This window comes from Acidobacteriota bacterium (genome assembly GCA_040752915.1).
Lineage (GTDB): Bacteria > Acidobacteriota > UBA4820 > UBA4820 > DSQY01 > JBFLVU01.
The window spans coordinates 1-25643 of sequence record JBFMHB010000001.1; the positions used below are offsets into that span (position 1 = coordinate 1).

The 25643-nt window shown below is 67.2% G+C and carries 18 protein-coding genes; 7 read left to right on the plus strand and 11 right to left on the minus strand.

What is annotated here, in order from left to right:
• From AB1824_00005 to mtnP, 7 genes are all read right to left on the minus strand, one after another.
• Nucleotides 1-6186, minus strand: a 6186-nt coding sequence (locus tag AB1824_00005) for an FG-GAP-like repeat-containing protein (GenBank protein MEW5763330.1), incomplete at its 3' end; no start/stop codon positions are given.
• 104 nt (nt 6187-6290) lie between these two features.
• On the minus strand, nt 6291-8048 hold the full coding sequence (locus AB1824_00010; GenBank protein ID MEW5763331.1) for a response regulator: 1758 nt from the start codon (nt 8046-8048) through the stop codon (nt 6291-6293).
• Nucleotides 8045-9142, minus strand: coding sequence for a transglutaminase domain-containing protein (locus AB1824_00015; GenBank protein ID MEW5763332.1), 1098 nt, complete (start codon nt 9140-9142; stop codon nt 8045-8047). Before AB1824_00015 ends, AB1824_00010 begins: the two co-directional genes overlap by 4 nt.
• The gene (nusB, locus tag AB1824_00020) at nt 9117-9521 is read right to left on the minus strand and encodes a transcription antitermination factor NusB (protein ID MEW5763333.1); all 405 of its coding nucleotides are present in this window, start codon (nt 9519-9521) and stop codon (nt 9117-9119) included. The genes AB1824_00015 and nusB overlap by 26 nt, the downstream gene beginning before the upstream one ends.
• The gene (ribE, locus tag AB1824_00025; protein ID MEW5763334.1) at nt 9521-9985 is read right to left on the minus strand and encodes a 6,7-dimethyl-8-ribityllumazine synthase; all 465 of its coding nucleotides are present in this window, start codon (nt 9983-9985) and stop codon (nt 9521-9523) included. Before ribE ends, nusB begins: the two co-directional genes overlap by 1 nt.
• Nucleotides 9986-10151: 166 nt before the next feature.
• Nucleotides 10152-11063, minus strand: a complete 912-nt coding sequence (locus tag AB1824_00030) for a PfkB family carbohydrate kinase (protein ID MEW5763335.1) — start codon at nt 11061-11063, stop codon at nt 10152-10154.
• Entirely contained in the window at nt 11060-11944 is an 885-nt protein-coding gene (mtnP, locus tag AB1824_00035) for an S-methyl-5'-thioadenosine phosphorylase (GenBank protein MEW5763336.1), read from the minus strand. Before mtnP ends, AB1824_00030 begins: the two co-directional genes overlap by 4 nt.
• Nucleotides 11945-12193: 249 nt before the next feature.
• On the opposite strand from mtnP, the gene AB1824_00040 reads away from it, so the two are divergent.
• Nucleotides 12194-14122 (plus strand): aconitate hydratase, encoded by a 1929-nt coding sequence (locus AB1824_00040; protein ID MEW5763337.1) that lies wholly within the window; start codon nt 12194-12196, stop codon nt 14120-14122.
• 164 nt (nt 14123-14286) lie between these two features.
• On the plus strand, nt 14287-14940 hold the full coding sequence (locus tag AB1824_00045) for a response regulator (protein ID MEW5763338.1): 654 nt from the start codon (nt 14287-14289) through the stop codon (nt 14938-14940).
• 114 nt (nt 14941-15054) lie between these two features.
• Here AB1824_00045 and AB1824_00050 read toward each other — a convergent pair whose 3' ends face one another.
• The 3 genes from AB1824_00050 to AB1824_00060 all read right to left on the minus strand — a co-directional run bounded on the left by AB1824_00050 (nt 15055) and on the right by AB1824_00060 (nt 18427).
• The gene (locus tag AB1824_00050) at nt 15055-15930 is read right to left on the minus strand and encodes a DMT family transporter (protein MEW5763339.1); all 876 of its coding nucleotides are present in this window, start codon (nt 15928-15930) and stop codon (nt 15055-15057) included.
• Between the two features lie 175 nt (nt 15931-16105).
• Nucleotides 16106-17308: an ornithine--oxo-acid transaminase gene (gene rocD, locus AB1824_00055; GenBank protein ID MEW5763340.1), complete on the minus strand. Its 1203-nt coding sequence runs from the start codon at nt 17306-17308 to the stop codon at nt 16106-16108.
• A 135-nt stretch (nt 17309-17443) separates the two neighbouring features.
• Nucleotides 17444-18427: a DUF523 and DUF1722 domain-containing protein gene (locus tag AB1824_00060; protein ID MEW5763341.1), complete on the minus strand. Its 984-nt coding sequence runs from the start codon at nt 18425-18427 to the stop codon at nt 17444-17446.
• Between the two features lie 244 nt (nt 18428-18671).
• On the opposite strand from AB1824_00060, the gene AB1824_00065 reads away from it, so the two are divergent.
• From AB1824_00065 to corA, 4 genes are all read left to right on the plus strand, one after another.
• Nucleotides 18672-18977, plus strand: coding sequence for a hypothetical protein (locus tag AB1824_00065; GenBank protein MEW5763342.1), 306 nt, complete (start codon nt 18672-18674; stop codon nt 18975-18977).
• A 79-nt stretch (nt 18978-19056) separates the two neighbouring features.
• Entirely contained in the window at nt 19057-19962 is a 906-nt protein-coding gene (gene hemF / locus AB1824_00070) for an oxygen-dependent coproporphyrinogen oxidase (protein ID MEW5763343.1), read from the plus strand.
• Between the two features lie 21 nt (nt 19963-19983).
• On the plus strand, nt 19984-21351 hold the full coding sequence (locus tag AB1824_00075; GenBank protein ID MEW5763344.1) for a TIGR01777 family oxidoreductase: 1368 nt from the start codon (nt 19984-19986) through the stop codon (nt 21349-21351).
• A 104-nt stretch (nt 21352-21455) separates the two neighbouring features.
• Nucleotides 21456-22610, plus strand: coding sequence for a magnesium/cobalt transporter CorA (gene corA, locus AB1824_00080; GenBank protein MEW5763345.1), 1155 nt, complete (start codon nt 21456-21458; stop codon nt 22608-22610).
• A gap of 90 nt (nt 22611-22700) precedes the next feature.
• On the opposite strand, the gene ddlA is transcribed toward corA, so the two are convergent.
• Nucleotides 22701-23807 (minus strand): D-alanine--D-alanine ligase, encoded by a 1107-nt coding sequence (gene ddlA / locus AB1824_00085; GenBank protein MEW5763346.1) that lies wholly within the window; start codon nt 23805-23807, stop codon nt 22701-22703.
• Between the two features lie 166 nt (nt 23808-23973).
• Here ddlA and AB1824_00090 point away from each other — a divergent pair, with 166 nt between their 5' ends.
• Nucleotides 23974-25617, plus strand: a complete 1644-nt coding sequence (locus AB1824_00090; GenBank protein ID MEW5763347.1) for an aspartyl protease family protein — start codon at nt 23974-23976, stop codon at nt 25615-25617.
• The last annotated feature ends 26 nt before the right edge of the window (nt 25618-25643 follow it).

Consider the following 25643-nt stretch of genomic DNA (forward strand, 5'->3'; position numbering starts at 1 on the left):
CGGATGGACGGGATCCGACAGGTCCAGGATGCGCAGCCCTCCATTCGCGTCGGCGAGGTAGGCGCGACCGGCGTCCAGCGCCACCATGCGCGCGCCTCCGGGCGTGTCCAGGCGGAAGACCTCGTGCGGGTCGGCCGGGTCGGAGACGTCCAGGACCACGAGGCCGTAGGTGTTGGCGCAGAAGTAGGCGAGGGTGCCTGACACGGCGCAGGAGAACCCGAAACGGTCCGTGTACGACCCGAGGAGGACGGGCGTCGCGGAAGTGCTCACGTCCACAAGGTGGAGGCCCCCGTATCGCTCGGATACGAAGGCCGTGTTCCCCGAGACCGTCACCGAGCGGAGGGACCCCCCGGGCCTTGACCAGAGTCCGAGTTGGACGGGCGCGGAGGGGTCCGAAACGTCCATGACCGCGAGGCCTTCAGAATACCTGGCCACGTAGGCGAGGCTCCCGTTGGTGTGCAGAGAGAGCGTGGACTCCTCCGAATCGTCCCGGTAGCCCAGTTCCCCCATGGCGGCGGGAGCGGACACGTCGAGAATCCGGAGCCCCCCGAAATCGTCGCCCACGAAGGCCCGGCTCCCATCGAGCCAGACATGCATGGCGACGCCGGGCGTGTCGATCTGCCCCAGGAGCGCGGGCGCCGAGGGGATGGTGACGTCCAGGGCCTTGATGCCGCCGGGACCGTCGCACAGGAAGGCCGTGGCTCCTGAAAGAACGACCCATTCGGTGTAGTTGGGCGTCACGTAGGAGCCCACTTCCACGGGAAGGGCCGGATTGGCGAGGCTGAAGACCCTCATCCCGTTGGTGGCATCGGCCACGTACAGGTATTCGCCCGATCGGGCCACGCTTTCGGGCCAATCCCCGAGATCCACGGCGGTGAGGAGCACGGGGACGGCGGGATTCGTCACGTTCATCACGACCAGCCCGTCGTAGGCGTCCACCACATAGGCGTACTTGGTGAAGGCCTTCTCATACAAAGTGAGGTCCCTGGCGTGCGAGGTGGCGAGGGTCCCGATGATGGAAGGCGAGGTGAGGGGGGAGAGGCTGACGACCCGCAGGCCCGAGGTCTGGTCCGCCGCGTAGAGCAGGCCCCCGTAGAACTCCATCCCGCCTCGAAGGCCCGCGAAGCCGCCCAGGGTTGAGACCTCGGAGGGAGTCTCCGGGTCGGCAAGGTCGTAGATCGTGAGCGTTCCGTTGGTCAGGGGAGCGAAGAGATACCCTTCCGCCACGAGCAACTCTCCTTCGTCCACTGGCGCGGGGAGGGGGAGTTCCCGGACGACGGAAGGATGGGCGGGATCGGAAACCTCCAGCACCGTCAAGTAAAGGCCGTTCCCATAATAGGCGTACGCACCGTAGACCACCGAGGAACGGACCATACCATACGGCTTCTCGGGCCAGCGCCCCACCCGGGTCAAGCACCCCGTGGTGAAGCTCCGGGGTCCGTCCGAGGAGAGAACCGCGCCGCAGGGCGTTCGGGCCTCCACGTCCCAGTAGTAGGTGGCTCCCGGCGTCAGCCCCTCGACCGAGGTTTCCGTCGCAGTCAGCCCAGAGGTGTGAAGGGGAGGCGGGCTGGTCGTGCCCAGGCGGAGATCGTAGGACGTGGCGCCGTCGCTTGGCGTCCAGTAAAAGGCCGCGCTCGTGGAGAGGCTAGCGGAGGCGTCCGGCGGGTGGAGGACGGTGAAGGCGCCCGGAGTGGGATCGCAGATCGTTGTGGAAGCGTCGGCGGAGTTGTTGGCCGCCGAAGGGTCGAACACCGAGCCCGACACCTCCGCGTGGGCGGCCGCCGTCCCCGGAGGCCCCACGGTGAAGGCCGCGGAAAGCGAATCCGTGGCGCCCGAGGCCATGGCGCCCACGGACGCCGTCAAGGTCAGGGTTCCCGCGTCCCAGGACCAGCGTGGGTCGCTGGATCCGGGGAGGAAAGTCAGGGTGGTCCCCACGGGCGAGAAGGTCTCCGTGACCGTTGCTGAGGAGGTGTCGGGGCCTCCATTGGACAGGGAGAGGGTGTAGGTCAGGGTGGTGTTCTCGGGAACGGGGTCGGGAGCATCGGTGAAGGCGGTGATGGCGAGGTCCGCGATCGGCGAAACGGTAGTCGTGGCGGAGGCCGAGTCGTTTCCCGAATCGGGATCGGTGGTGGAGGAGGAGACGGAGGCGTCGGCCTCGAGGGAGCCGGTCCCGGAAACGGTGAAGACCGCGTCGAGGGAGGTGGAGACCCCATCGGCCAGGGTTCCCAGGTCGGCGGTGAGGGTCATGGTCCCCGCATCCCAGGCCCACCGCGCGTCGCTCGAGCCAGGGACGAAGGCGACGGAGACCCCGGCGGGCGCCAGGACGAGGGAGACGATGGCGCCCTCGGCCTCATCGGGCCCGTCATTCTCGATGGTCAGGCCGTATGTGAGGTCCTGCAGGTTGTTCACGGGATCGGGAGAATCGGTGAAGGAGGCGATTCGAAGGTCCGCTTCGGCGTGAAGGCGCAGGTCCATCTCGGGCCAGCCGTTGATGGGGGGGCTGAACCAGCGTCCAGAGCCTTGGTAGGGAAGGGTCACCGGATCGAAGAGGAGCCGCGCCCGCCAGTGGTACCCGCCGGCGTCATCCAGACCGGTGATCGCGTTCTGAAGAGCCGCGCCCGAGAGGGACGAGTCGGCCCAGGCAGAAACCTGGAGCCCCGTCCCGTCGAAGGCCGCGCCGAAGGGCTTGACCTCCGTCTGAAGGCGGAGGTTGCCGCGCCCGAAGGGGGAGCGGCCCAGGGCCGCGATCCGGAAGCCGTCCCGGTCGTCGGAGAGGCCCAAGGGACCGATGGGGGCCGAATCGTCAAGGCGTCTCTGCCCGGGGGTCAGGGCAAGGCCTCCTCCCCCTCCGCCGCCGTAGAAGAAGGCCACTCGGCCTTCGTCCGATTCCCCGTTGTCGTACCCTTGGGCGCAGATCAGGAGGTCCGCTCTGCCGTCTCCGTCCACGTCCCCGGCGGAGGAAGCCGCCAGCCCGAAGAACTCGCCGGCCTGGATGCCCTCCCACGTGGTGGCGGAGGGCGTGGAGGGACCGGTGACGGAGCCATAGAAAGCCCACGCCTTGCCGCAATTGGCCCCGGCGGAGCCGTCGAAGGCGAGTGCACCGGCGGCGAAGTCGGAAAAGCCGTCGCCATTCCAGTCTCCCCCGCCTGAAAGGCCGTACCCGAACTGGGCGTCGGCCTGATCGGATTCGGCGGCCCAAGACGGCGTGGCGGCCAGGCCCGACGCCGAGCCCTGGAAGAGGCACACCCGCCCCTCGTGGATTTGACCGGAAGAGTGATTCGGGGCCCCCACGAGGAGGTCCGAGTAGCCGTCTCCGTTCACATCTCCAGCGCCCGCCGCGCGCCATCCGAAGCGTTCGGACTCGCCGTCGCTCGCGGCGGACCAGTCGAAGTTGGCGGGCGTGCCGGCATCACCGAGGCCCGAGGTGGAGCCGTACCAGACGAAGACGCGCCCCCGGTCGCCGTTGTAGGCGTATTCGGCCACAAACACGTCCGAGAATCCGTCGCCGTTCACGTCCCCCGCGGAACCCACTGAGTTTCCGAACCACGCCTCGGCCTGGTCGCTGGCGGCCGTCCAATCGGGAGAGGCGGCCAATCCGGCGGGCGACCCGTGAAACAGGTAGGCGCGTCCCGGGCAATGGCAGTCCCATAGAGTGGGCGCTCCCAGGAGGACGTCGGCGTAGCCGTCGCCGTTGACGTCTCCGGCGGAGGCCACGGGATTGCCCATCGTCCGGTAAGCGAGATTCGATTCGAAGGCCCAGTCCGGGGATCCTCCCAGACCCGATGGGGAACCCAGGAACAGGAGCGCGCGCCCCTCGCGGGTCTGGCCGTTGCTGTACCCCGCCTCCCCGATGAGGACGTCGGCGTAGCCGTCGCCGTTGACGTCTCCGGCTCCCGCCGCCGAGACGCCGAGCCAGCCATCCGGCTGGGTGCCTTCCAGGGTCCAATCGGGCGTGGCGTCGGGGCCCCCGGCGCTTCCGAAGAAGAGCTCGACCTTCCCCGCATTGGCGCCTCCTGCGGTGTCGAAGCCGTTGGAGCCTAGGAGGAAATCATCGAAGCCGTCGCCATTCACGTCGCCGGCGGAGGCGAGGGAGGTGCCCCAGTAGGCATTCGCCTGGTTCCCCTCCGTGGACCAGGAGGAGGCGGCGCCAAGGCCGTCGGGGCCCCCGTGGAAGACGTAGGCGCGTCCCTCGTCCGCCTGGCCATTGTCGTAGAGCATGGCGCCCGCGATGATATCCGCGTAGCCGTCGCCGTTCACGTCGCCTGCGGTGGCCACGGGGAAGCCCAGGCAGGCCGTGTTCTGGTCGCTCTCCGCGGTCCAGGACGCCGTGGCGGCGGGACCGCCGGACCCGCCCAGGTAAACGAAGAGTCGTCCTTCGCGGAACTGCCCGTTGGTGAAATACATAGATCCGATCAGGAGGTCGGCGTAGGTGTCTCCGTTCACGTCTCCTGCGGAGGAAACGGAGAAGCCGTAGCGGGCGTCCGCTTGGTCGGCCTGGCCGGTCCACGCCGGGGAGGCCGAAGGTCCCGAAGATCCGCCCAGGTACACGAAGGCGGCCCCTTCGTTGGATTGACCGAGGTCATAGTTGGGCGCGCCGACGACCACGTCGGCGTAACCGTCTCCGTTCACGTCTCCGGCCGTGCCGACGGAAATGCCAAATCCCGCAGACGCTTGGCCCGATGTGGCGCTCAGGGCGGGTGGGGTGAGGAGGCCCGACGCGGACCCGAGAAACACGAAGGCACCCCCATCGTCTCCAAAGGCGCCGTCGTACCCGTCGGCGCCCACGATGACGTCCGCGTATCCGTCGCCGTTCACGTCCCCGGCCGTCCCCGCGCTGGTTCCGAATCGGGCGTAGGCTTGATTGGCTTGAAGAGAGGCGGCGTAACCCGTGCTCAAGCCCGCCGGCGATCCGTGAAAAACGAAAACCACACCTTCGTCGGTTTCCCCGTCGTCGTAGTAATAGGCGCCGGATAGAACGTCCGAATACCCGTCGCCGTTCACGTCCCCGGCCGTCCCGGCGGACATGCCCAGCTGGGCCCCGGCCTGGCCGCCCTCGACCGTCCAGTCGGGCGTGGCGGACAAGCCGCCAGGGCCGCCGTGGTACACGAAGGCCGCGCCCTCCAGGGATTCTCCGTTCGTGTAACCGGACGCGCCGATGATCACGTCCGAGAAACCGTCGCCGTTCACGTCCCCGGCCGTTCCCACGACGCGCCCGAAGGAGGCATTGGCCATGTCGGACTCCGCCGTCCAGGCAGGGGACGTGGCGAGCCCCGAGGCGCTCCCGTAATACACGTACGCGCGGCCCTCGCCGGACTGCCCGTTGTCGTACCCCGGAGCCCCCACGATGACGTCCGAGTAGCCGTCGCCGTTCACGTCCCCGGCCGTCCCGGCGCCGTAGCCGAAATTGGCGTCGGCTTGATCGGCCTCGCCGGTCCAGGAGGCGGCGGTGGCCAGCGCTTCCACGGTGACGGGCCAGGCAGGGGCTTCTCCGAAGGCGACGAAGAGCCGCGAGTCGTGGCCCTTCGTTCCGACGAGTCGGACGGAAAGGCTCCGGCCCGCGGCATCGGCGGCCCTCAGCTCGCCCAACCGAAGGACGGCCGGACCGCCTCCCGGGGCACGAAAGTCAATGGCTCGTCCGTCGGAGGCGAGGGAGGGCAAAAGGCCGTCCACGCGCCGCAGAAGGGGGACCCTGGCTTCCTGCCCGTGGCCTTCCTGCGCAGAGAGGGTCCACCTGAAAAGGAGGCCCCGCGGGGAGTTCTCCACGCTCAGAACCAGCCCTGGTCGCTCAAACAGCGCAACCGCGCCGTCAACGCGGGGAAGGGGAGGGTTTGCCGCATCGGCCCCGGGAAGGCGAAGGCCCAGCTTCCAGGAGGGTTCGGAGGGTCGGCGGGGGATGATCCAGATCCCTTCCGGCACGAAGCAGGTCCGGAAGCCTTGCGCCCGATTGGGCGCCTGAAAGGCCTCCGGAATGCCGTTCAGGGAAGTCCTGGTTTGCCAGGAGATCTCGTACTCCGACGCCTCGAGCTGGCGCTGGACCGTTTCGAGCCATCCCTCTGGGGCGGGCGGCGGATCGGCGGCCTTCAGCGAAGCCGAGCCGGCCAGCCAGAGCGCCGTGGAGGCCGCGACGAGACCAAATAGGGAAGGCCACCGATGCCGCCCGAGGGCGGTTAAACGCCTTTCTGACATGGGATTCCCCCTCCCGCTGTTCAGACCGGACAAGCCAATGGAGCGTCCCGGTCAGTTTATGGCGGCCCTTCCTGCAAATCAAGGACGCCTCGGAGGAGGTAGGGTCAGTCGCCGATTTCCCGGGGGATGCTGCGCTTGAGGTTCATGATCTGCATTTCGAGGAGGGCCTTCTCCATGGCCAGGCCAGCCTGGGCCATGAAGATCTCCATGCCCGTCAAGTCGGGCAGTTCCTCGCCTCCCCGTCCGTTGTCGCCGTAGAGGAGCGCGATCACTCGCCCACGGCTCACCATGGGTATGGCCGCCAGACGGGACGGCTCGATGGCGCCGATGGCGGCGGTGAAATCGCGGTCCAAGGTCGAGAGGTCCTCCCGGGTCTTCAGGACCGTGAGGCGGTCCGTGACGGCTCCGTCCAGGAAGGATCCGGCACCGGAGGGAATCTTCAGGCGCCGCACCTTGGCCATCATGAGTTCGGGATCCCCCGTCTCGCCGAACCCCCCGAGGCCGATGTAGGCCTCCCTCCGGACCAGGAAGAGGATGGCGCGATCGAAATACTCGGCGGCCAGACGAAGGACAAGGAGCGAGATCTCGCTGGATTCTTTGGGACTGGCGAGTTCGCCCATGAGGCCCTTCAGGAGGGAGAGCTGGTCGCGGATCCGGTCCCCGGGGGCCGGGGACTCGGCGCCCAGGTCGTGGAGGAAGGTCACCACCTCTTCTTCCACGGGAGGAACGAGGCGGTCCACCTCGTCACAGAAGGTCTTGGCGAAGGATTCGATGGACTTTTCGAACTCGTCCACCCGGAGGCGGGCCAGCCCAGGCTTCTCGAGGATGGCGGAGGCTCCATGGCGACGGGCCATTCCCAGGAGCGCGTCGTCGCTCAGGTCCGTCATCAGGAGAACCTTCACCTGCGGAAAGCTCTGGACCGACTCTTGAAGGACTTCGAGGCCGCCCAGGTATCCTTCGCCGCTCCGGGTGGACATGAGCAGGTCCACCAGGGAGACGAAGGGACGCTTCTCCGCGAGGAGCCTCCTGCACGCCGCGGAATAATCCTCGAAGCTGGCCGCCGTCGCCACGTCCTCAAAGTGCTCGATGAGGCGCTTCTTGAGGAGGTGGCGGAAGGTGGACTCGTCGGCGCAAAGCAAGACCGTGAGCCGGTTTCGTGGAGGGGACACCCGGAGGGTCCGCGGCGGCGCAGGTGCCTGGTCCGAGGGGGACCGAGGGGGCTCCTTCGTGTCCTCCAACACGGGGGGAGCCGGAGCAGGCGCGGGGGGCTTCGGCCGCGGCGGGGTGGGGGGAAGGACCTCGGGGACGGACACCGGAGCGGGGGGAGGCGAGGGCGGCCTCGGAGGGACAGCCACGTCGGCCAGGGCGGAATCCGCCAGCGTCTGGGTCAGAAGCACCTGTGGAGACAGCGCTCTGGCAAGGGGGCAGAAGGGTGGAGGGGCCTCCCCGCCCACGGGGTCTTCGCTCTCCGTCAAGAAGAAGGCGAACTCGCCGCGGGTCTGTTGTGTGAGGAACTTGAGCCGGCGCGCCAGTTCCAGCCTCCGCGCCTGTTCTACGAGTTGGGGGTTGAGAGCGCCCGTGTCGAGGAGGCGCTGGAGGACCCTCGAAGGATCCCCGGCGGCGCGTCGGCGGGCCTCGGCGATCTCGCCCGCTTCCACCAGCCCCGTGGACTCAAAATAGCCGAGGAAGTTGCGTTCCTCGAAATCTCCAACAATATCGGCCAGGTTTCCCTGATGAAAATAGACGTACGACACGCCCGACTTCGGGATCGTCAGCCGAAGGACGCCCGTGCGGCGGGACACGTTGACGATCTGGAGGATGTCCAGAAGTGAGAGGTCTTCCAGGCTTCCGCCCAAGCTCATGGCGTGCTCCGCTTCCCTGGCTCTCCCAGGCTTTGACTATAGAGGACCAGGAACCGCTTGTCCATCGGTCCCAGCACCACCGAGGCTCGGAGCGGCTTGGAACCCGGCGACTCGACCACCAGGCCGTATCGGCCTGGAACGAGGTCCCGAAAGAAGAAATTGCCCTCCCACAGGTCCATGGAAACGGCCAGGCCGTCCCCCTCCAAACGGGCCCTCCCTTCGAGGGGACGGTCTCCTTCGCCGAGGAACTTGCCGTGGATCAGCCCCCCCGTGGATGCCGCCACGTTCGGGCGGGCCCAGAGCCGGCAAGGCCCCCCCTGGGGAGGCTCGAAAGCCAGACGATCTTTGGTGGAGCGAGTCACCAGCCGGCCCCCTTTGTAGGCCTGAAGGTCCCCGGGTTCGAGGGTGTCGCCCGCACGGAGGGCTACGTATCGCTGGGGCACCCATCCGACCGAAAGGAGAGGGTCGCAGTACACCGCGCCGATTCCTGGAAGGGCCACTTCCAGCCAGGCGTGGAGCCGCCCGCCCTCAAGCCGCATGAGTTCCCGGGAGGCGGGAGCGCGCAGACCGATCACGTAACGGCTCGTCAGCCCCTGGGAGTCCAGGAGAAAGCGGGCGGTTCGGGAGAACCCGATGCACGAGGCCCGCCCTTTTCGAAGAACTTCCTCTGGCGTTTCTTCAAAGCCGGCGGCCTCGTCGTATTCCAGGGCGGAGCGCATGGTCTCCAGAATCGCCACGAGGGCTTCGTCCAGGCGCTTGCTAGCCGAGAGGGAGCGCCCCAGGCGCTCCCGGAACGCCTGGGGGAGCTGGGGTGAGGGGGGAAGGGGCCGCGCGGCAAAGGGGGTGCGCACGCCGAGGGGCCCGGCGGAAACCTGGACGCGGATTTCCCATCCACCGCCCTCGGGAAGGACCTCCTGGCGGAACCCGTTCACCTCCACCGCCGGAGGCGCGGGGGCGCCGGGAGCGTCGAGCCGGTAGGCCGCCTGGGCCCAACCCGAGACCCATCCCACGCCCTCCTCCGCCCGCGAAGGCGCGGCGCCGAGAACGATGAGGAGGAGAGAGACGAGGCTACAGCGATGCGCGATGAATGGCATCCAGGACGCCGTTCAGGAACTTGCCCGACTCGTCTCCGCCATACTTTTTCCCGATTTCCACCGCTTCGTTGATGGCCACCTTGGATGGGACCTCGGGGTCGAAGACCATCTCGTAGGCGGCGAGGCGGAGGAGGCCGCGGTCCGTCCGGGTCAGACGCTCGAGCTTCCAGTGGAGGAGGTGCCGGCGGAGGAGGGCGTCGATCTCCTCCCGGTGGGTCCACACCCCTTCCACGAGGGACTTGGCGAAGTCCCTCACGCGCTTCGATCCCCGCCGTTCCCGTTCCAGTAGCGGAAGCACGGAGGCCAGATCCTCGACGCCCAGGTCGAGCTGGTAGATGTAGTCCAGCGCCAGTTCTCGCCCCTCGCGGCGGATGCCCATCACAGGGCCTTGTACAGGTTGACCATCTCGATGGCTGCCAGGGCCGCGTCGAATCCCTTGTTGCCGGCCTTGGTGCCCGAGCGCTCTATGGCCTGCTCAAGGGTGTCCGTGGTGATGACCCCGAACAGGACGGGCTTGCCCGTCTCCAGGGCCGTCACGGCCAGCCCCTTGGCCACCTCGGCGGCGATGTACTCGAAATGGGGGGTGTTCCCCCGGATCAGGGCGCCCAGGGCGATGACCGCGTCGTACTTGTTGCTCTCGGCCATTTTCTTGGCCACCAGCGGGATCTCGAAGCCGCCCGGGACCCAGGCCACCGCGATGGCCTTCTCGTCGGCGCCGTGACGGGCCAGGCAGTCCAGGGCGCCATCCAGGAGCTTGTTGGAGAAAAACTCGTTGAAGCGGCTCACCACGATCCCGAAGCGGAAGCCCTTGGCCGAAAGGGCGCCTTCTATGGTCTTGACCATGCGATCCTCCCTCCGCGACGCGCGGGCATGTCCGCCCACCATGAACAGTATACTACGGGACCGGGTGACTGAGGGACCGGGGGACCAGGGGACTGGGAGATCCGTCCGTCATCTACCGTCTCATGCTTAACGTCTCTCGTCTCCCGTCCATCGTCCAGGGCTGTTCTTACAGGTCCTCGAAGCGCGTGAGCCTCCGGAAGGCCTGGTACCGCTCGGCGATCTCGGGCCAGGAGAGGGCCGCGAGTCGGGTCATGGAGAAGTCCTCCACGTTGAAGGACGCCATCACGCTCCCCAGGATGATGGCCTGGCGGATGGCGTCGGCATCGGCGGTCCCGTTCGAGGCCAGGCGTCCCATGAAGCCGCCCGCGAAGGAGTCGCCGGCCCCCGTGGGGTCGAAGACGTTTTCCAGCGGGTAGCCGGGCGCGGCGAAGAGGGCCTCCGCCGAAACCGCCAGGACGCCGTATTCCCCCCTCTTCACGATGAGGCTTCTGGGTCCCCAGGTCAGGATCTTTCGGGCGGCCTTGAGGAGGTTCGCCTCTCCGGACAACTGCCTGGATTCGGCCTCGTTGATGACCAGGATGTCAATCCTGGGAAGCAGGGCCTGGAGATCCTCCCGGGCGTTCTCGATCCAGTAGTTCATGGTGTCCGCGGCCACGAGGCGGGGCGCTTCCACCTGATCGAGGACCTTCGCCTGGGCCTTCGGGTCCATATTGGCCAGGAATACGTACGGGACCTCGCGCCAGGCGTCGGGAACGACGGGATCGAAGGCGGTCAGGACATTCAAGTCCGTGCGAAGGGTGCGGGCCTCATTCAGGTCAAAGCCGTATTCACCCTTCCAGTGGAAGCACTTTTGTCCGGGCAACGTGGTCAGCCCGGCCAGGTCCACGCCCCTTTCCTCCAGAAGGCGGCGGTCCGCCTCCTCGAAGTCCTCGCCCACCACGGCCAGGATGCCGGCATCCGTGAAATAGGAGGCCGACGTGGCGCAGTAGGCCGCCGATCCGCCGAGGATGCGTTCGCGCGCGCCGAAGGGGGTCTTCACGCTGTCGTAGGCCACCGTACCCACGATGAGGAGATTCATGGCTTCTCTCCCTCCCCGAGAAGGCGCTGGAGAAGGGGGCGGAGCCGCTGGGCCGTGGCTTCGGGCCAGGCCTCCCGGCGGGTCACCACCGCGTTGGTGAGGGCGGTCCGGCAGAAGCACGCCTCCGAGGGGGGAGGGGAGGCGACGGCGGCGGCGAGGACGGCCCGGGCCCGCTCGCTGTTCTGACCCAGAATTCGCAGGACGTCTTCGATCTTTACGGAGGCGTGATCGGGGTGCCAGCAATCGAAGTCCGTGACCAGAGCGAGGGAGGCGTAACACATTTCGGCCTCCCGGCAGAGCTTGGCCTCCTGGGCGTTGGTCATGCCGATGACGTCCATGCCCCAGGCCCGGTACAGGAGGCTCTCGGCCCGGGTGGAAAAGAGGGGGCCCTCCATGCAGAGGTACGTTCCGCCGTCGTGAGCCTGGACTCCCAGGCTCCGGCATGAATCGAGGAGCCGGGCCCTCAGGGAGGGACAGAAGGGCTCGGCGAGGCTCGCGTGGGCCACGATGCCCTCGCCGAAGAAGGTGTCCGCCCGGTGGCGCGTGCGGTCCACGAGCTGGTCGGGCACCACCGCATGACCGGGCACGTACTTTTCCTTCAGGCTGCCTACGGCCGAGGCGGAGAGGACGGCCGATGCCCCCAGGATCTTGAAGCCGTAAACGTTGGCCCGGAAGTTGATCTCCGAGGGGAGGATCCGGTGGCCCTCCCCGTGGCGGGCGAGAAAGGCCACCCGCCGGCCGGAGAGGCGTCCCATCACGTAGGCGTCCGAGGGCTCGCCGAAAGGTGTCCTCAGACGGACCCTCGCCGACTCCTCGAAGCCGGGCATTTCGTAGAGCCCCGTCCCTCCAATGATCCCGTACTCCACCGGTTCCATGTCCATGGGTCCCTCTCCGAAGGCACATACTGTAGCACGGGCCGCCCGGATCGACGTTCCTCGACGAAACGGGCGATTCCTGCCCTGGAAAGGCCACCGGAGGGGATCTCATCGCTGGAACGGGCCCGGGGGACCGATTCCCGGAGGCCGAGGCGAAAGGGCCTCCCCGGGCCCTCTCCTTGACACCCCCGCGCCCCCTCCCTAGAATGGCCCCTCTTTTTCCGGGGGGAAACGCACACAAACGTGGAGGCGCGCATGGCCGAGAACCTGGTCCAGAAAATCCTCAAGGCCCATCTGGTGGAAGGTGACCTCTATTCGGGCGACGAGATCGCCATCCGGGTGGATCAGACGCTCACCCAGGACGCTACGGGCACCATGGCCTACCTGCAGTTCGAGACCATGGGCATACCCCGCGTGAAGACCGAGCTCTCGGTCTCCTACGTGGACCACAACACGCTTCAGGTGGGCTTTGAGAATGCGGACGACCACCGCTACCTCCAAACCGTGGCCGCCCGGTACGGCATCCATTACAGCAAGGCCGGGAACGGCATCTGCCACCAGGTTCACGTGGAGCGCTTCGGGGTTCCGGGCAAGACCCTCCTCGGCTCCGACAGCCACACCCCCACGGGAGGCGGCATCGGAATGATCGCCATCGGCGTGGGCGGGCTGGACGTGGCCGTGGCCATGGGCGGAGGCGCCTTCTACATGCCGCGGCCCAAGGTGGTGAAGGTGAACCTCACGGGCCGCTTTCAACCCTTCGTCTCCGCCAAGGACGTGATCCTGAAGCTCCTTTCGATCATGACCACCAAAGGCAACGTGGGGAAGATCGTGGAGTACGCCGGTCCTGCCCTGAAGCACCTCACCGTGCCCGAGCGCGCCACCATCACGAACATGGGAGCCGAGCTGGGCGTCACCACGTCGGTCTTTCCAAGCGACGACCAGACCCTCGCCTTCCTTAAGGCCCAGAAGCGGGAAGGGGTTTGGACCCGGTTGGAGGCCGATCCCGACGCCGTCTACGATCAAGTCATCGAGATCGACCTCTCCTCCCTGGAACCCCTGGTGGCCCAGCCCCACAGCCCCGACAACGTGGCCACCGTGGCGTCCCTCAAGGGGCAGAAGGTGCACCAGGTCTGCGTCGGATCCTGCACCAACTCCTCCCTGAGGGACCTCGCGGTGCTCGCGCACATGCTCAAGGGGAGGAAGGTCCACCCCGACGTGGAGCTGGTCGTGGCCCCCGGCTCCCGCCAGGTGGAGATGGAGGCCGCCAACCGCGGGTTCCTCACGGCTTTCCTCCAAGCCGGCGCCCGCGTGGCCGAGAGCGCCTGCGGCTTCTGTATCGGCTCGGGCCACGCCCCCGGCTCGGGCGAGGTTTCGGTCCGATCCAACAACCGCAACTTCAAGGGCCGCTCGGGAACGGCGGACGCCATGATTTTCCTCGCCAGCCCCGAGACCTGCGCCGCCTGCGCCCTGACGGGAGAGTTCACCGACCCGCGCGCCCTCGGCATCTCCCCGGTGGAGGTGGATATGCCGGCCGAGTTCGTGATCGACGACTCCATGGTCCTCGTTCCTCCCGCCGACGGCTCCCGGGTCGAAGTCGTGCGCGGCCCCAACATCGGCGCGCCGCCCAAGACCGAGGCCCTGCCCGACCGGCTGGAGAAAAGCGTCCTGCTCAAGGTGGGCGACAAGATCACCACCGACCACATCATGCCCGCCGGCCAGTACCTCAAATACCGCTCCAACATCCCCAAGTACGCCGAGGTGGTCTTCATCGGCGTGGATCCGGCCTTCGCGGCTCGGGCCAAGGAGAAGGGCGGCGGCTTCGTCGTGGGCGGCGACTCCTACGGCCAGGGCTCTTCCCGGGAACACGCCGCCATCTGCCCCTCCTTCCTTGGGGTCAAGGCCGTCTTCGCCAAGGCCATCGAGCGAATCCATCGAGCCAACCTCGTGAACTTCGGGATCCTTCCCCTCCTGTTCCTCGACCCCGCCGACTACGACCGTATCGAGCAGGGCGACGGCTTCGTGATCGAGGGCATCCACGCCGCCCTCGACGGCGACCGGATCTTCACGGTGAAGGACACCACCAGGGGATTCTCCTTTCGAGCCAAGGCCGACGTCACGCCGCGGCAGGCCGCCATCCTCAAAGACGGCGGACTCCTCAACCACATCGCGAAGGGCGGCCGGTAGTTCCCCGCTCCAAAACGGCTGACAGGAAGGCCGCCCTCGGGCGGCCTTCTTTCCATTTCCCGGTCAACGGATGGGAAAGTCGAACCGGTTTTCCGCTAATTGGGCGCGCCTTCGCCGTCCCGAAGGGCTCGTGTTACAGTAGGAATGCCGCATGGGAGGGCGCGATGAAACTCCTGATCGTGGATGATATGCGGGCGTTCCTGGACTTGGAAAAGACCTTCCTTCGTCGGGCGGATTGTCAGATCCTCACGGCCACGACGGGGCTCGAGGCCATCAAGGTGGCCCAGCAGGCCCATCCGCATCTGATTCTTCTGGACGTGGAGATGCCCGAAATGACGGGCCTCGAGGCGGCCCGCTATCTGAGCGCCACGCCTGGCCTCAAGGAGATACCGGTGGTGATCCTCTCGGGAAACGATTACCGGCAGGCGGCCCTGGAGGCGGGGGCACAGGAATTCGTGAAGAAGCCGGTGGACGAGGGGACCTTCCTGCAGATCGTGACGCGCTACGTGCCCCTCCGTGTGCGCAAGGATGCCCGGAGGCCGCTCGAAAGCCCGGGAACGCTGGTGGTGGGCCGGAGGGAGATCAAGGCCATGGTGATGGATGTCTCGGCCTCCGGGGCGTTCATCGTGAGCGACGCCCGCCTCGAAATCGGGGACCGCCTGGGCCTTCGCTTCCACATCCCGCGAAACGGTGAAAGGCGGGAAATCCGCGTGGAGGCCATGGTGGTGCGCACGGCGCCGCCTCGGGGTTTCGGCCTCGGCTTCGCGGACATCTCCGAAGGCGCCGTTCTTCTCCTCCGTGAATACGTGGGCGGGTAAGAGGCGGAGGCGGGGAGACAGGAAAGTAGGCATACAGAAACACCCGCAAGCCTGGACACCAATAACCAATTAACACGTGACAGAGATCGGCTGGAAAAGGGCGCGGGGGAAGCCTCAGCGCCCCGGTGGGGCGGCCCGCCGTTCGGCGGCGCGCGCCGCGTTTTCGGCCATCTGCCCCAGGAGCATGGCGGCGACGATGAGAGCCCCGCCGGCGAGGCCGCGCGCGCCCAGGTGCTCCCCGCCGAGGAGCACCGCGAACAGGCCCGCAAAGACAGGCTCCATCGTAAAGATGACGGCCGTCTGGATGGCGGATGTGTGGCGTTGGAAGGTCGTCTGGACGGTGTAGGCCAGGGCGGTGGCGAGGAGGGCCGTGAGGAGAATGCCCCTCAGGGCGGGGGAGGGGATGGGCCAGAGTGGGCCCGACCCGAGCGCCGAGAGAGCCCACCCGAGCACCGCCACCGTGGCCACCTGGACAAGGGTGAGGACGCCGGTGTCGTGGCGGCGGGCCATGTGGGACGTGATAAGAAGATGCACCGCGTACACGGCGGCGCAGCAGACGCTGAGCAGGTCGCCGAAATTGAAAGGCTCTCCACCTTTGGGCCAGGAGAGGAGCCCCAATCCCGCGGTGGCCAGCGCCACGGCGGCCCACGCGCCTGCGGGCGGCGACTTCCGCGTCAGAACGACCTGGAACACGGGGGTGAGGACGACGAAGAGGCCCGTGATGAACCCGCTATGGGCGGCGCTTGTGTACAGGAGGCCCAGGGTCTGAAAGGCGTAGCCCGAGAAGAGCGCGACGCCCATGAGGGCGCCCCCCCGGACGGCTTCGGGGGTCAGGGCGCGCAGGCGGCGCAGGAGGAAGGGAGAGAGGATCGCCGCCGCCAGAGTGAATCGGATGGCGAGGAAGGGGAAGACCGGGTAGACGGCCACCGATTCCTTGACCAGGAGGAAGCTCCAGCCCCAGATGGCGGTCACCGCCACGAGAGCCAGCACCGGCAAGCTCCGTCCTCCCATTGACCCGCTCACGGCGCCCCGCCCGGTCGCACCGCGGCCTTTTTCCAGAGCGGGACAGGGTACCTTTTCCTTCTCCCAGGCACCTGCCTGCCTCCATGATGGAAGGGGGCCGTCTCCGCTCGGAGACGGCCCCCCGATTCGCGGTTCGTCCGTATCAGGCGAGGACCCGGCCGATGGTCTCCACGGCCCAGTCGATCTCCTCCTTCGTGATCACGAGGGCGGGCGCGAAGCGGATGACCTGCTCGTGGGTGTCCTTGGCGAGAATTCCCTGCTCCATCATCTTCATGCAGTAGGGACGGGCGGGGCCGGCGGAGTCGCGGATGACCACGCCGATCAGGAGGCCCTTCCCTCGGACCTTCTCGATGCGGGGACTGTTCAGGGCCCGGAGGCGGTCCATGAAATAGGGGCCCAGTTCGGCCGCGCGCTTGTCCAGGGCCTCGTCCCGGAGGACTTCCAGGGCCGCCTTCGAAATGGCCGCGGCCAGGGGGTTGCCTCCGAAGGTGGACCCGTGGTCTCCCGGAGTGAACACGCCCATGACGGGTTCGTCGGCTACGATGGCGGAGACCGGGAAGAGCCCTCCCCCGAGGGCCTTGCCCAGGATCATGATGTCGGGCTTCACGGCCTCCCAGTCGCAGGCGAACCAGCGGCCCGTCCTGCAGAAGCCCGTCTGGACCTCATCCGCCAGCATGAGAACGTTGTTCTTCGAGCAGATCTCGCGGACGACCTTGAGGTAGCCCTCCGGCGGAACCACAACCCCGGCCTCCCCCTGGATGGGCTCCACGAGAAAACCGACGGTGTTGGGCGTGATGGCGGCTTCGAGGGCCCGGGCGTCCCCGTAGGGAATCATGGGGAAACCGGGGGTGTGGGGGCCGAAGCCGTCCCGGGTCTGCTTGTCGGAGGAGAAGCCCACGATGGTGGTGGTGCGGCCGTGGAAATTCTGTTCGCAGACCACGATCTCCTGCTTACCCTCGGGGACGCCCTTCACGTACTGGCCCCACTTGCGCGCCGCCTTGATGGCCGTTTCTACGGCCTCCGCGCCCGTGTTCATGGGGAGGGCCTTCTGGTAACCCGTGATTTCGCAAAGAAGCTTGAGCCAGGGGCCCATCTGGTCGTTGTGAAAGGCCCTGGAGGTGAGCGTGACGCGGTCCGCCTGCGCCTTGAGGGCCTCCACGATTCTGGGATGGCGGTGCCCCTGGTTCACGGCCGAATAGGCGGAGAGGCAGTCGAGGTACTTCCTGCCCTCCACATCCCAGACCCAGCAGCGCTCGGCGCGCTGGATGACAACGGGAAGCGGGTGGTAGTTGTGCGCGCCGTAGCGCTCGTCCACTTCGATGAACTCGTGGGTGGTGCACGTCATGGGGGACCTCCGGAAGCGCGAGGAAACCGGCGAGGCCCCGAGACGGCCGCCCCGGGAACTTCCCGCCGGCGATCAGGGGGTCATGCTAGCAGAAACGACAAGGGAATTCCAGCGGTTACGGGCCGGGGGAGCGCCTCAAACGTGGTTTCTCAGCATGAGTTCCTTGGGCGATGGCTCCAGGTAAGTCTGGCCGCGCAAATAGGCCACGTCGTGGAGGCGGACGTAATGGCGGAAGAGGGTGAGGGGCACGACGAGGGGCACGAGGCCGGCGGCGTAATCCTCGATGACGCCGTGGAGTTCGCGGCGCTCGGCGGGGGAGAGCGTTTCCCGGAAGTACCCGGCCATGTGCTGGAGCACGTTGACGTTTTTCTTGGTCGTCGCCAGGCGAGCCAGGGAGGCCATGAAGGTGCGCGCGTAGTCCCGGGATACCTCCTCGCGGGGCCTCCCCTTGGCGCCGGCCACCAGGCGTCCCAGCTGGGAGTAGCCCTTGGGGTCGTGGGCGAGGAGCAGTAGCTTTTCGGCTGTGTGAAAGGCCACCAGCTTTCCCACGGTCCAGCGTCCCGAAAAGAGGGCCTTCAGGCGGCGGTAGGCAAAGACGCGGACGAAGAAGTTGTCGCGCAGTCGCGGGTCGTTGAGGCGCCCCTCTTCTTCCACGGGAAGAAGGGGATAGGCCCGAAGAAGCTCCTCGGCGAAGAGGCCCCTCCCTTTTCGCTCCGCCATGCCGGTGGCGCCGTAGACTCGCACGCGCTCCATCCCGCAGGAGGGCGAATCCTTCTTGAGGATGTAGCCCGAGAGGTCTTCCCCCGCCAGAGCGGCCACCCGCCGGCGCGCATAGGAGGTCATGGCCTCCGTGTGGTCCGTGCCGCTCTTGGGGGCCACCAGCCGTACGGCCTCCCCGTGCCGTTCCAGGCGGATGCTCTCCCGCGGCGTTCCCATTCCCACTTCCACCTCGGGACAAACGGGAACGTAGGTGACGAAGGGGCCTACCGTGGCGGTGAGGAAAGGGTCGTGCTTGTGGCCGCCGTCGAAGCGGACGTTTCGGCCCAGAAGGCACGTGGAGATTCCCACGCGGATTTCTTCCTTCGGCGGCACCGGCTGGAGTCGGGATTCGGCGTCCACCTTCACCTCCGACGAGGCTTGGTAAGCGAGCGGGAGGGGGAACGAGCGCCGGGCGGCGCCGCACCCCCTCCCATAACCCCACCCGCGGGTCACTCTACCGCGGTTCGGGGTCCATGAAAAGCCCCGCATTGGAAGGCGTATGGTTCCGTGGAAGAATAGGGGCGCGTCCCGGATGAGGGACGGGTGCCGGAGGGGCGCCCGCCGGTCCGAGGGGACCGGAGCGTCAGGAGCCAGGGAGGTCGGCATGGCAGGGGAGACTCCGGAGGAACGCATCCTCGTGACTCTCACCGTGGGGCCCTTGGAAAAGGCGGCCCTCGCGGAGGCGGCCAAGAATCTGGGGATGGAGGAGGCGTTTCGGCGCGCCGTGGCCCCCAAGGGTAAGCGCTTTGCGGTGGCCCTCGAGGAGGAGGAGTGGGAGGAGATCGCCGGGTTGCTCTCGGTGACCTCGAACCGTGCGCGAGACCCGGAGAAGCAGAAGCTCTTGGACGCCCTCATCGAACGGATCGAGGACGCGCTTCTCGTGGACCCGGAGGACGACGAGGAAAGCTGAACCCTGGGTAAGGGAAGAGTCTCCCCGCCGGAGGGGTTCCTATCGCGGAGGGTCGAAGGTGTCCGACGCCCGCGAAGCCATGGCAACGATCGTCAGTCAGGCCCAGGAGGCTATCTGCCGGGCACTGGAGGCCCTGGACGGAGGGCGCTTCCTGCGCGAGGCCTGGGAGCGCCCCGGAGGGGGGGGAGGGGAGAGCCGCGTCCTGGAGGGTGGGGAGGTTCTCGAGAGGGCCGGCGTGAACGTATCCTCGGTCCACGGAACCCTCTCCTCCGCTTCCGCACGGTCCATGGGCGGCGGACGGGACCTGGCACAGGACGATCTCTCCTTCCGGGCCGTGGGCCTCAGCCTGGTGCTTCATCCCCGCAACCCCCACGCGCCCACGGTTCATGCCAACTACCGCTACATCGAACGCGGAGGGGATGGGGAGCCCGGCTCCTGGTGGTTCGGCGGGGGCTCGGACCTCACCCCGTTCGTGCTCTACGAGGAGGACGCGAGGCATTTCCACGGCGCGTTGAAGGGGGCTTGCGATCGCCACGACCGCGGCTTCTACCCCCGCTTCAAACGCGCCTGCGACGAGTATTTCTACCTGCCCCACCGGGGGGAAGCCCGGGGCCTGGGGGGGATTTTCTTCGACGACCTTCGGGACCGGCCCGCGGAGCGTCTGCTCGCCTTCGCGGCCGACTGCGCCGGTGCCTTTCTGGAGTCCTACCTTCCCATCCTCGAGCGCAGGTGTCGGCAACCGCATACGGAGGCGGAGCGGCTTTGGCAACTCCTACGCAGAGGCCGGTACGTGGAGTTCAATCTGCTCCACGACCGGGGCACGCGCTTCGGCCTGGAAACCGGGGGGAGAACGGAGAGCGTCCTCATGTCCCTCCCCCCTGTGGCCCGGTGGGAGACTTGGAAGGAGCCCCCGACTGAAAGCCCCGAGGGACGCCTCATGGAGGTGCTTCGCCGGCCGAGGGAATGGGCCCCCGAAGGGCCTTGAGTCAAGGGAGGGTAGGCGTTCATGGCCGTATTTGAAAAACAGACGCCCATGCCGGTCTCGCCCGAGGATCTCTTCGAATGGCACGCTCGGGAGGGCGCCTTCGAGCGCCTTGTGCCGCCCTGGCAGCGCGTACGCATCCTGTCCCGAACTGGCGGCATCGGCCCCGGAGGGCGGCTGGACCTCGCGGTCCGGAAGGGCCCCCTCTGGCTTCGCTGGCGCGCGGAACACGGCGAGTGGGAGGAAGGCCGCTACTTCACGGACCGCCAGGTAAGCGGGCCCTTTAAGCGATGGGAACATCGGCACGAATGTCTGCCGGACCCAGGCGGCGGCAGCCTCCTTCGCGATCGCCTGACCTACGACCTGCCCTTCGGGATCGCAGGCCGTCTCGCAGGAGGCCCGCTGGTGGCCAGGGACGTGGAGCGGCTCTTCGCCTTCCGCCACCGGCGGACCCGCGAGGATCTCCTCCGCCACGCGGCCTTCGCGGACCGCCCTCGCCTCTCGGTGGCCGTCACGGGCGGTTCCGGACTCGTGGGCGGCGCCCTGTGTGCCTTTCTGTCCTCGGGCGGCCACCGGGTCCTGCGTCTGGTCCGCCGTCCTGCGGGCGAAGGGGAGGCCCGGTGGGACCCGGCGAAAGGGGAGATCGACGCGCCCTCCCTGGAGGGACTCGATGCGGTGGTTCACCTGGCCGGAGAGAACATCGCCTCCGGGCGTTGGACCGCTCGCCGAAAGGCCGCCATCCGGGACAGCCGCGTCGCCGGAACCGGGCTTCTCTGCAGGACCCTCGCCGGCTTGAAGCGAAAGCCCCCGACCCTGATCTGCGCCTCCGCCATCGGCTATTACGGAGACCGCGGGGGGGAAAGCCTCGACGAAACCAGCCCCGCCGGCGAGGGCTTCCTCAGCGAGGTCTGCCGCGAGTGGGAGGCCGCCGCCGATCCCGCCCGGACGGCGGGGATCCGGGTGGTTCACGCCCGGATCGGCGTGGTCCTCAGCGCGGCGGGCGGGGCCCTTCCCAAGATCCTCCCCCCCTTCCGGGCGGGCCTGGGCGGCCCGGTGGGCTCGGGTAGGCAGTACATGAGCTGGATCGCCCTGGACGATCTCGTCGGACTCCTTCACCACCTGCTGTTCTCGGGCCTGGAAGGCCCGGTCCATGCCACGGCTCCCTTGCCCGTGACGAACCGTGACTTCGCTCGGACTCTCGGAACGGTCCTTCACAGGCCGGTCTTGCTTCCCCTGCCCGCTCCCGCCGTGAAGTTGCTCTTCGGCGAAATGGGGGAGGCCCTTCTGCTGAGCGGAGCGAAGGTCCTTCCCAAGCGGGCCGAGAAGGACGGCTTTCGGTTTCGAACCCCGGATCTGGAGACAGCCCTCCGCGAGGAGCTGGGCCTGGACTAGACGCGTCGATCCACCGGGGCTCCTCGAGCGAGAAGCTCCCGCAAGGCCGTGGCAATCCACGAGCGCTCTTCGCTAGAATGGATCCATCCGGATGTGGAGGAGCCATGTCGAAGAGGAGTCACGCAGCCCGGCGCCGCCACAAGGCCATGATTCGCCGCCAGACCCCGCCGGGAGCCCCGCCCGGCACCCTGGTGGCGGACCCGAGCGCCCCCAAACCGCTCCTTCACATCGTCGCATACGGGCCCGACGGGTTCCGCGAGGTCGAGACCGAAGACCCTGAGGCCCTGGCCGCCTACATCGGGAAGTGGCCCGCCCTCTGGGTTCATGTGGAGGGGCTGGGGGACGCCCAGGTTATCGGGCGTCTGGGCTCGCTCTTCAACCTTCACCAACTGGCCCTGGAGGACGTCCTCCACACCCACCAGCGGCCCAAGGTTGAGCAGTATCCGGACAGCGTGTACGTCGTGGTCCGGCCGCTCGTCCTCAACGACCGCCTTGAATCGGAGCAGATGAGCCTATTCCTGGGAAAGGGCTTTGTCGTCTCTTTTCAGGAAAGGCGGGGGGAAGGCCCCGACGACCCCGTGCGGGAGAGAATCCGGTTGGGCGCCGGGCGCATCCGCTCGGAAGGCACCGATTTCCTCGCCTACGCCCTCCTGGATGCCGTAATCGACGGGTGTTTTCCCATCCTCGAGCGTTACTGGGAGAAGCTCGCCGCCTTGGAAGAGAATCTCCTGGTCCAGCCGACGCCAACCCTCGTAGCGCGGATCCATGAATCCAAGAGGGACCTGTTGGCGGCCCGTCGCAGCGTCTGGCCCCTTCGCGACGCCCTCTCGATTCTTTACCGTGAACCCAGCCCCTTTCTGGGCGAAGAAGTGCGCGTCTACCTCCGGGACTGCTACGACCACGTGATTCAGATCATCGACGTGGTGGAGACCTTTCGGGAAGTGGTGCTCGGAATGACGGACCTGTACCTGTCGAGTCTGAGCAACCGGATGAACGAGATCATGAAGGTGCTGACCATCATCTCCACGATCTTCATTCCCTTGTCCTTCATAGCGGGTCTTTACGGAATGAATTTTGACAGGTCCGCCTCCCCCCTCAACATGCCGGAGCTGGGCTGGAAGTTCGGGTACCCCTTCGCCCTCGGCCTCATGGGGGTCACCGCCGTGGCGCTTCTTGTCTTCTTCCGCTGGAAGGGCTGGATGGGGGGAGGGGACAGGGGGGCACCAGCGGACAGGCCACCTAGGGGAGAAGGGGACTAGGGAGGCCGTCCACCTTCCTTACTTACTCACCTACTCACTTACTCACCTACTCACCTACTCACTTACTCACCTACTCACCTTCTGTCCCGTTTACATGCCCAGCCCCGAATCGCGGCGCAGGAGGCCTTCCTTTCGGTGGCGATCGAGGGCGAGCTGGATCAGGCGGTCCAGTAGGCGGGGATAGGGAAGGCCCGAGGCTTCCCAGAGCTTCGGGTACATGCTGATCCGCGTGAAACCGGGCAGTGTGTTGATCTCGTTGATGAGCGCGGTCCCGTCCTCCCGGAGAAAGAAGTCCACCCGGGCCATGCCCGCGCACTCGAGGACCTTGAAGGCCTCCAAGGCCAGCCCGCGGATGCGATCGGACATCCATTGAGGCACATTCGCGGGAATCACGAGGCGGGCCCCGTTCTCGTCGATGTACTTGGCCTCGTACGAGTAGAACTCGTGGGTGGGGACGATCTCTCCGAGAACGGAGGCCTCGGGCTTCTCGTTGCCGAGGACGGCGCACTCGATCTCGCGCCCCAAAACGGCCTCCTCGACGATGACCTTGGAATCGAACCCGAAGGCCTCCTCCATGGCCCTGCCCAGATCCTCGGCACGTTTCACCTTGGAGATGCCGACGGAAGAGCCGAGGTTGCAGGGCTTCACGAAGACGGGAAGTCCCAGGCTCTCCAGAATGGCGGCCCGCCGCTCGGGGGTGGCCTCGTGAGCCCGGACGGTTTCGAACCGCGGGATCGGGAGTCCCGCATCCCGAAGCAGCCGTTTCATCACATCCTTGTCCATTCCGACGGCCGAACCCAGTACGCTGGCACCGACGAAGGGCGCGTCCAGAAGGCGGAGGAGTCCCTGGAGGGAACCGTCCTCGCCGAAGGTGCCGTGCATGATGGGAAAGAAAACCTCCACCTTGGCCAGCCCCGACCCGTTCTCTCGCGAGACCAGCGCCAGTCCTCCTTCCCCCGTGTCCACGGGCAACACCGCGGGAGCGAGAGCGTTCAAGGCGATGAGCCTCGGGTTCGTGTCGTTCAGGATGAAGGCGGCATCCGATCCAAGGTGCCAGACGCCCTTCTTGTCCACCCCCAGGAGAATCGGCTCGTACTTCTCCCGGTCGAGGGCCTCGAAGATGTTCTTTGCCGATTGGATGGACACCTCGTGTTCCCCGCTCTTCCCCCCGAAGATGATCCCCACCCTCACCCGCATGTGTCCTCCAACGTGCGGCCCTCGCCGCGCTCCCAGCCATGGACCCTGGAGGGACCGTTGAGCCGACGGGACGTAAAAGCTATAGTACCTGAAGTCGGGATCTGCCGGACAGGCCGGCACACGGATCTCCGAGCCGCCCCATCTCGACACAGTCCAGGAGGCGACCATGACCGCCTGCCGTACCATCCGCCAAGGTTTCTCCGCGCTCGCGGCCTTCGCCCTCGCCGGGGGGTTATTCGCCCAGGGTCGTCCCCAGGATGAGGTGCGAATCTTGCTCGCCAAGACCCAGTATGCGGAGGCGCTGGCCCGCGCCGATGCCGCTCTCGCCTCCTCCCCAGCCGATCCGGAACTCCTGATGGGGAAGGTGGACGCCCTCCTGGGCCTCGATCGAACCCTGGAGGCCCGCCAGCTCTCGCTCTCCAACGCGGCCCTCGATGCGGGCCTGCGCTATCGGGCGGGGATTTGCTCCATGCGCTTCGGCAGGGTCCAGGAGGCGCTGGACCTCTGGAAGCCGGTCCTGGCGGACCCTCAGTGGGGGGAGGCGGCCTGCCGCGAGTCCGTCCGGGGCCTGCTGGCCTCGGGGCGGGAGGAGGAAGCCCGGCTTCTCTTCCTCGAGGGCCTCTCCAAGGCTGGAAGCGCCGGCCCGGCCCTCTTGAATCTGGGGGTCGGATTGGACCTGGGCCCCGAGGGGAACGCCGCGCTGGCTCAGAAGAGCCAGGCCGCCGCACCCGAGGGGTCGGAGAGGATCCAGGCCTGGCTCAAGCTTAGGGCCGCCGCGGGCGGAGACCTCTGTCGCACGAGCGTTCAAGGAAGCGCGCCCTTGAAGATCGCCTTGAAGGAGAAAACCGAGCGCGTGGAAGCGAACACCCTCGAATGGGGCGGAAGCGGAGGGGCGAGCCCCCTGGCGCCCGCCGCGGAGGGGAGCGTCTCCACGAGCAGCGGCCAGCAGGGATACGGCGCCGGGAGCAAGGATACGAGTTCCAAGGAAGGCGGAAGGGCGGGGACCCTCTCCTCACACCCGCGGGTCGTGGTGGACGCCCGGCTCAACGGGGAGCGGTCGGAGCCGATGGTGCTCGATTCGGGAATGGATACGGTCCTTCTCTCCAGCCGGGTGGTCAAGAAGCTGGGCCTTCAGCCCGTGGCCCCGGGGGAGTACTCGGGCACCGGTCTGGAACACCCGGTGTCCTCGAAGTGGTTCCTCCTCAAGGAAATCCAGGTCGGCCCCGTGACCTTCAAGGACGTTCCGGCCTTGATGATCGACGAGAAGACGGAGTTCTGGAAGGAAACAGGGGGGATTCTGCCCCTCTGGCTCTTCCGCGGGTATGGGATCCACTACGACCGCCGCCACGGAAAACTCGAACTCCTGGAATCGGGCACGCCGCCGGACCAGGTGCTGGGGGCCGGCGCGACGCGCCTCAACGCCCTCTGGCTGGACGGGAAGCCGTACGTTGAGACGCGCATCCAGAACAAGCCCATGCGGTATCTCCTCCTGGCCAACAACGTGATCGCCACCTACCTGGAGGAGAGGCGTCTGGACGACTTGGGCGTGACCCTCCAGACCTCGAAGTACGGCACGCAGCAGTCCAGGGGCCATTTCAGCATCATTCTCTCGGGAATCGCGGACAACGTGGCCCTCAACCTTGGATCCACGCGCATCAACCTGCCCACGGTCCACGCGGCGGACCTCTGCCCGGACTGCGGGGTGGAGTGCTCCGGCATTCTCGGCCGAAACGTCCTTGACCTTTTCGACGTGTACTTCGACTATCGGGCGGGCGTCGTGGCGCTGAAGGGGTACGAAAAAGGCCGCTAAATCGCCCTATTCTCGTGCCGCGGAAG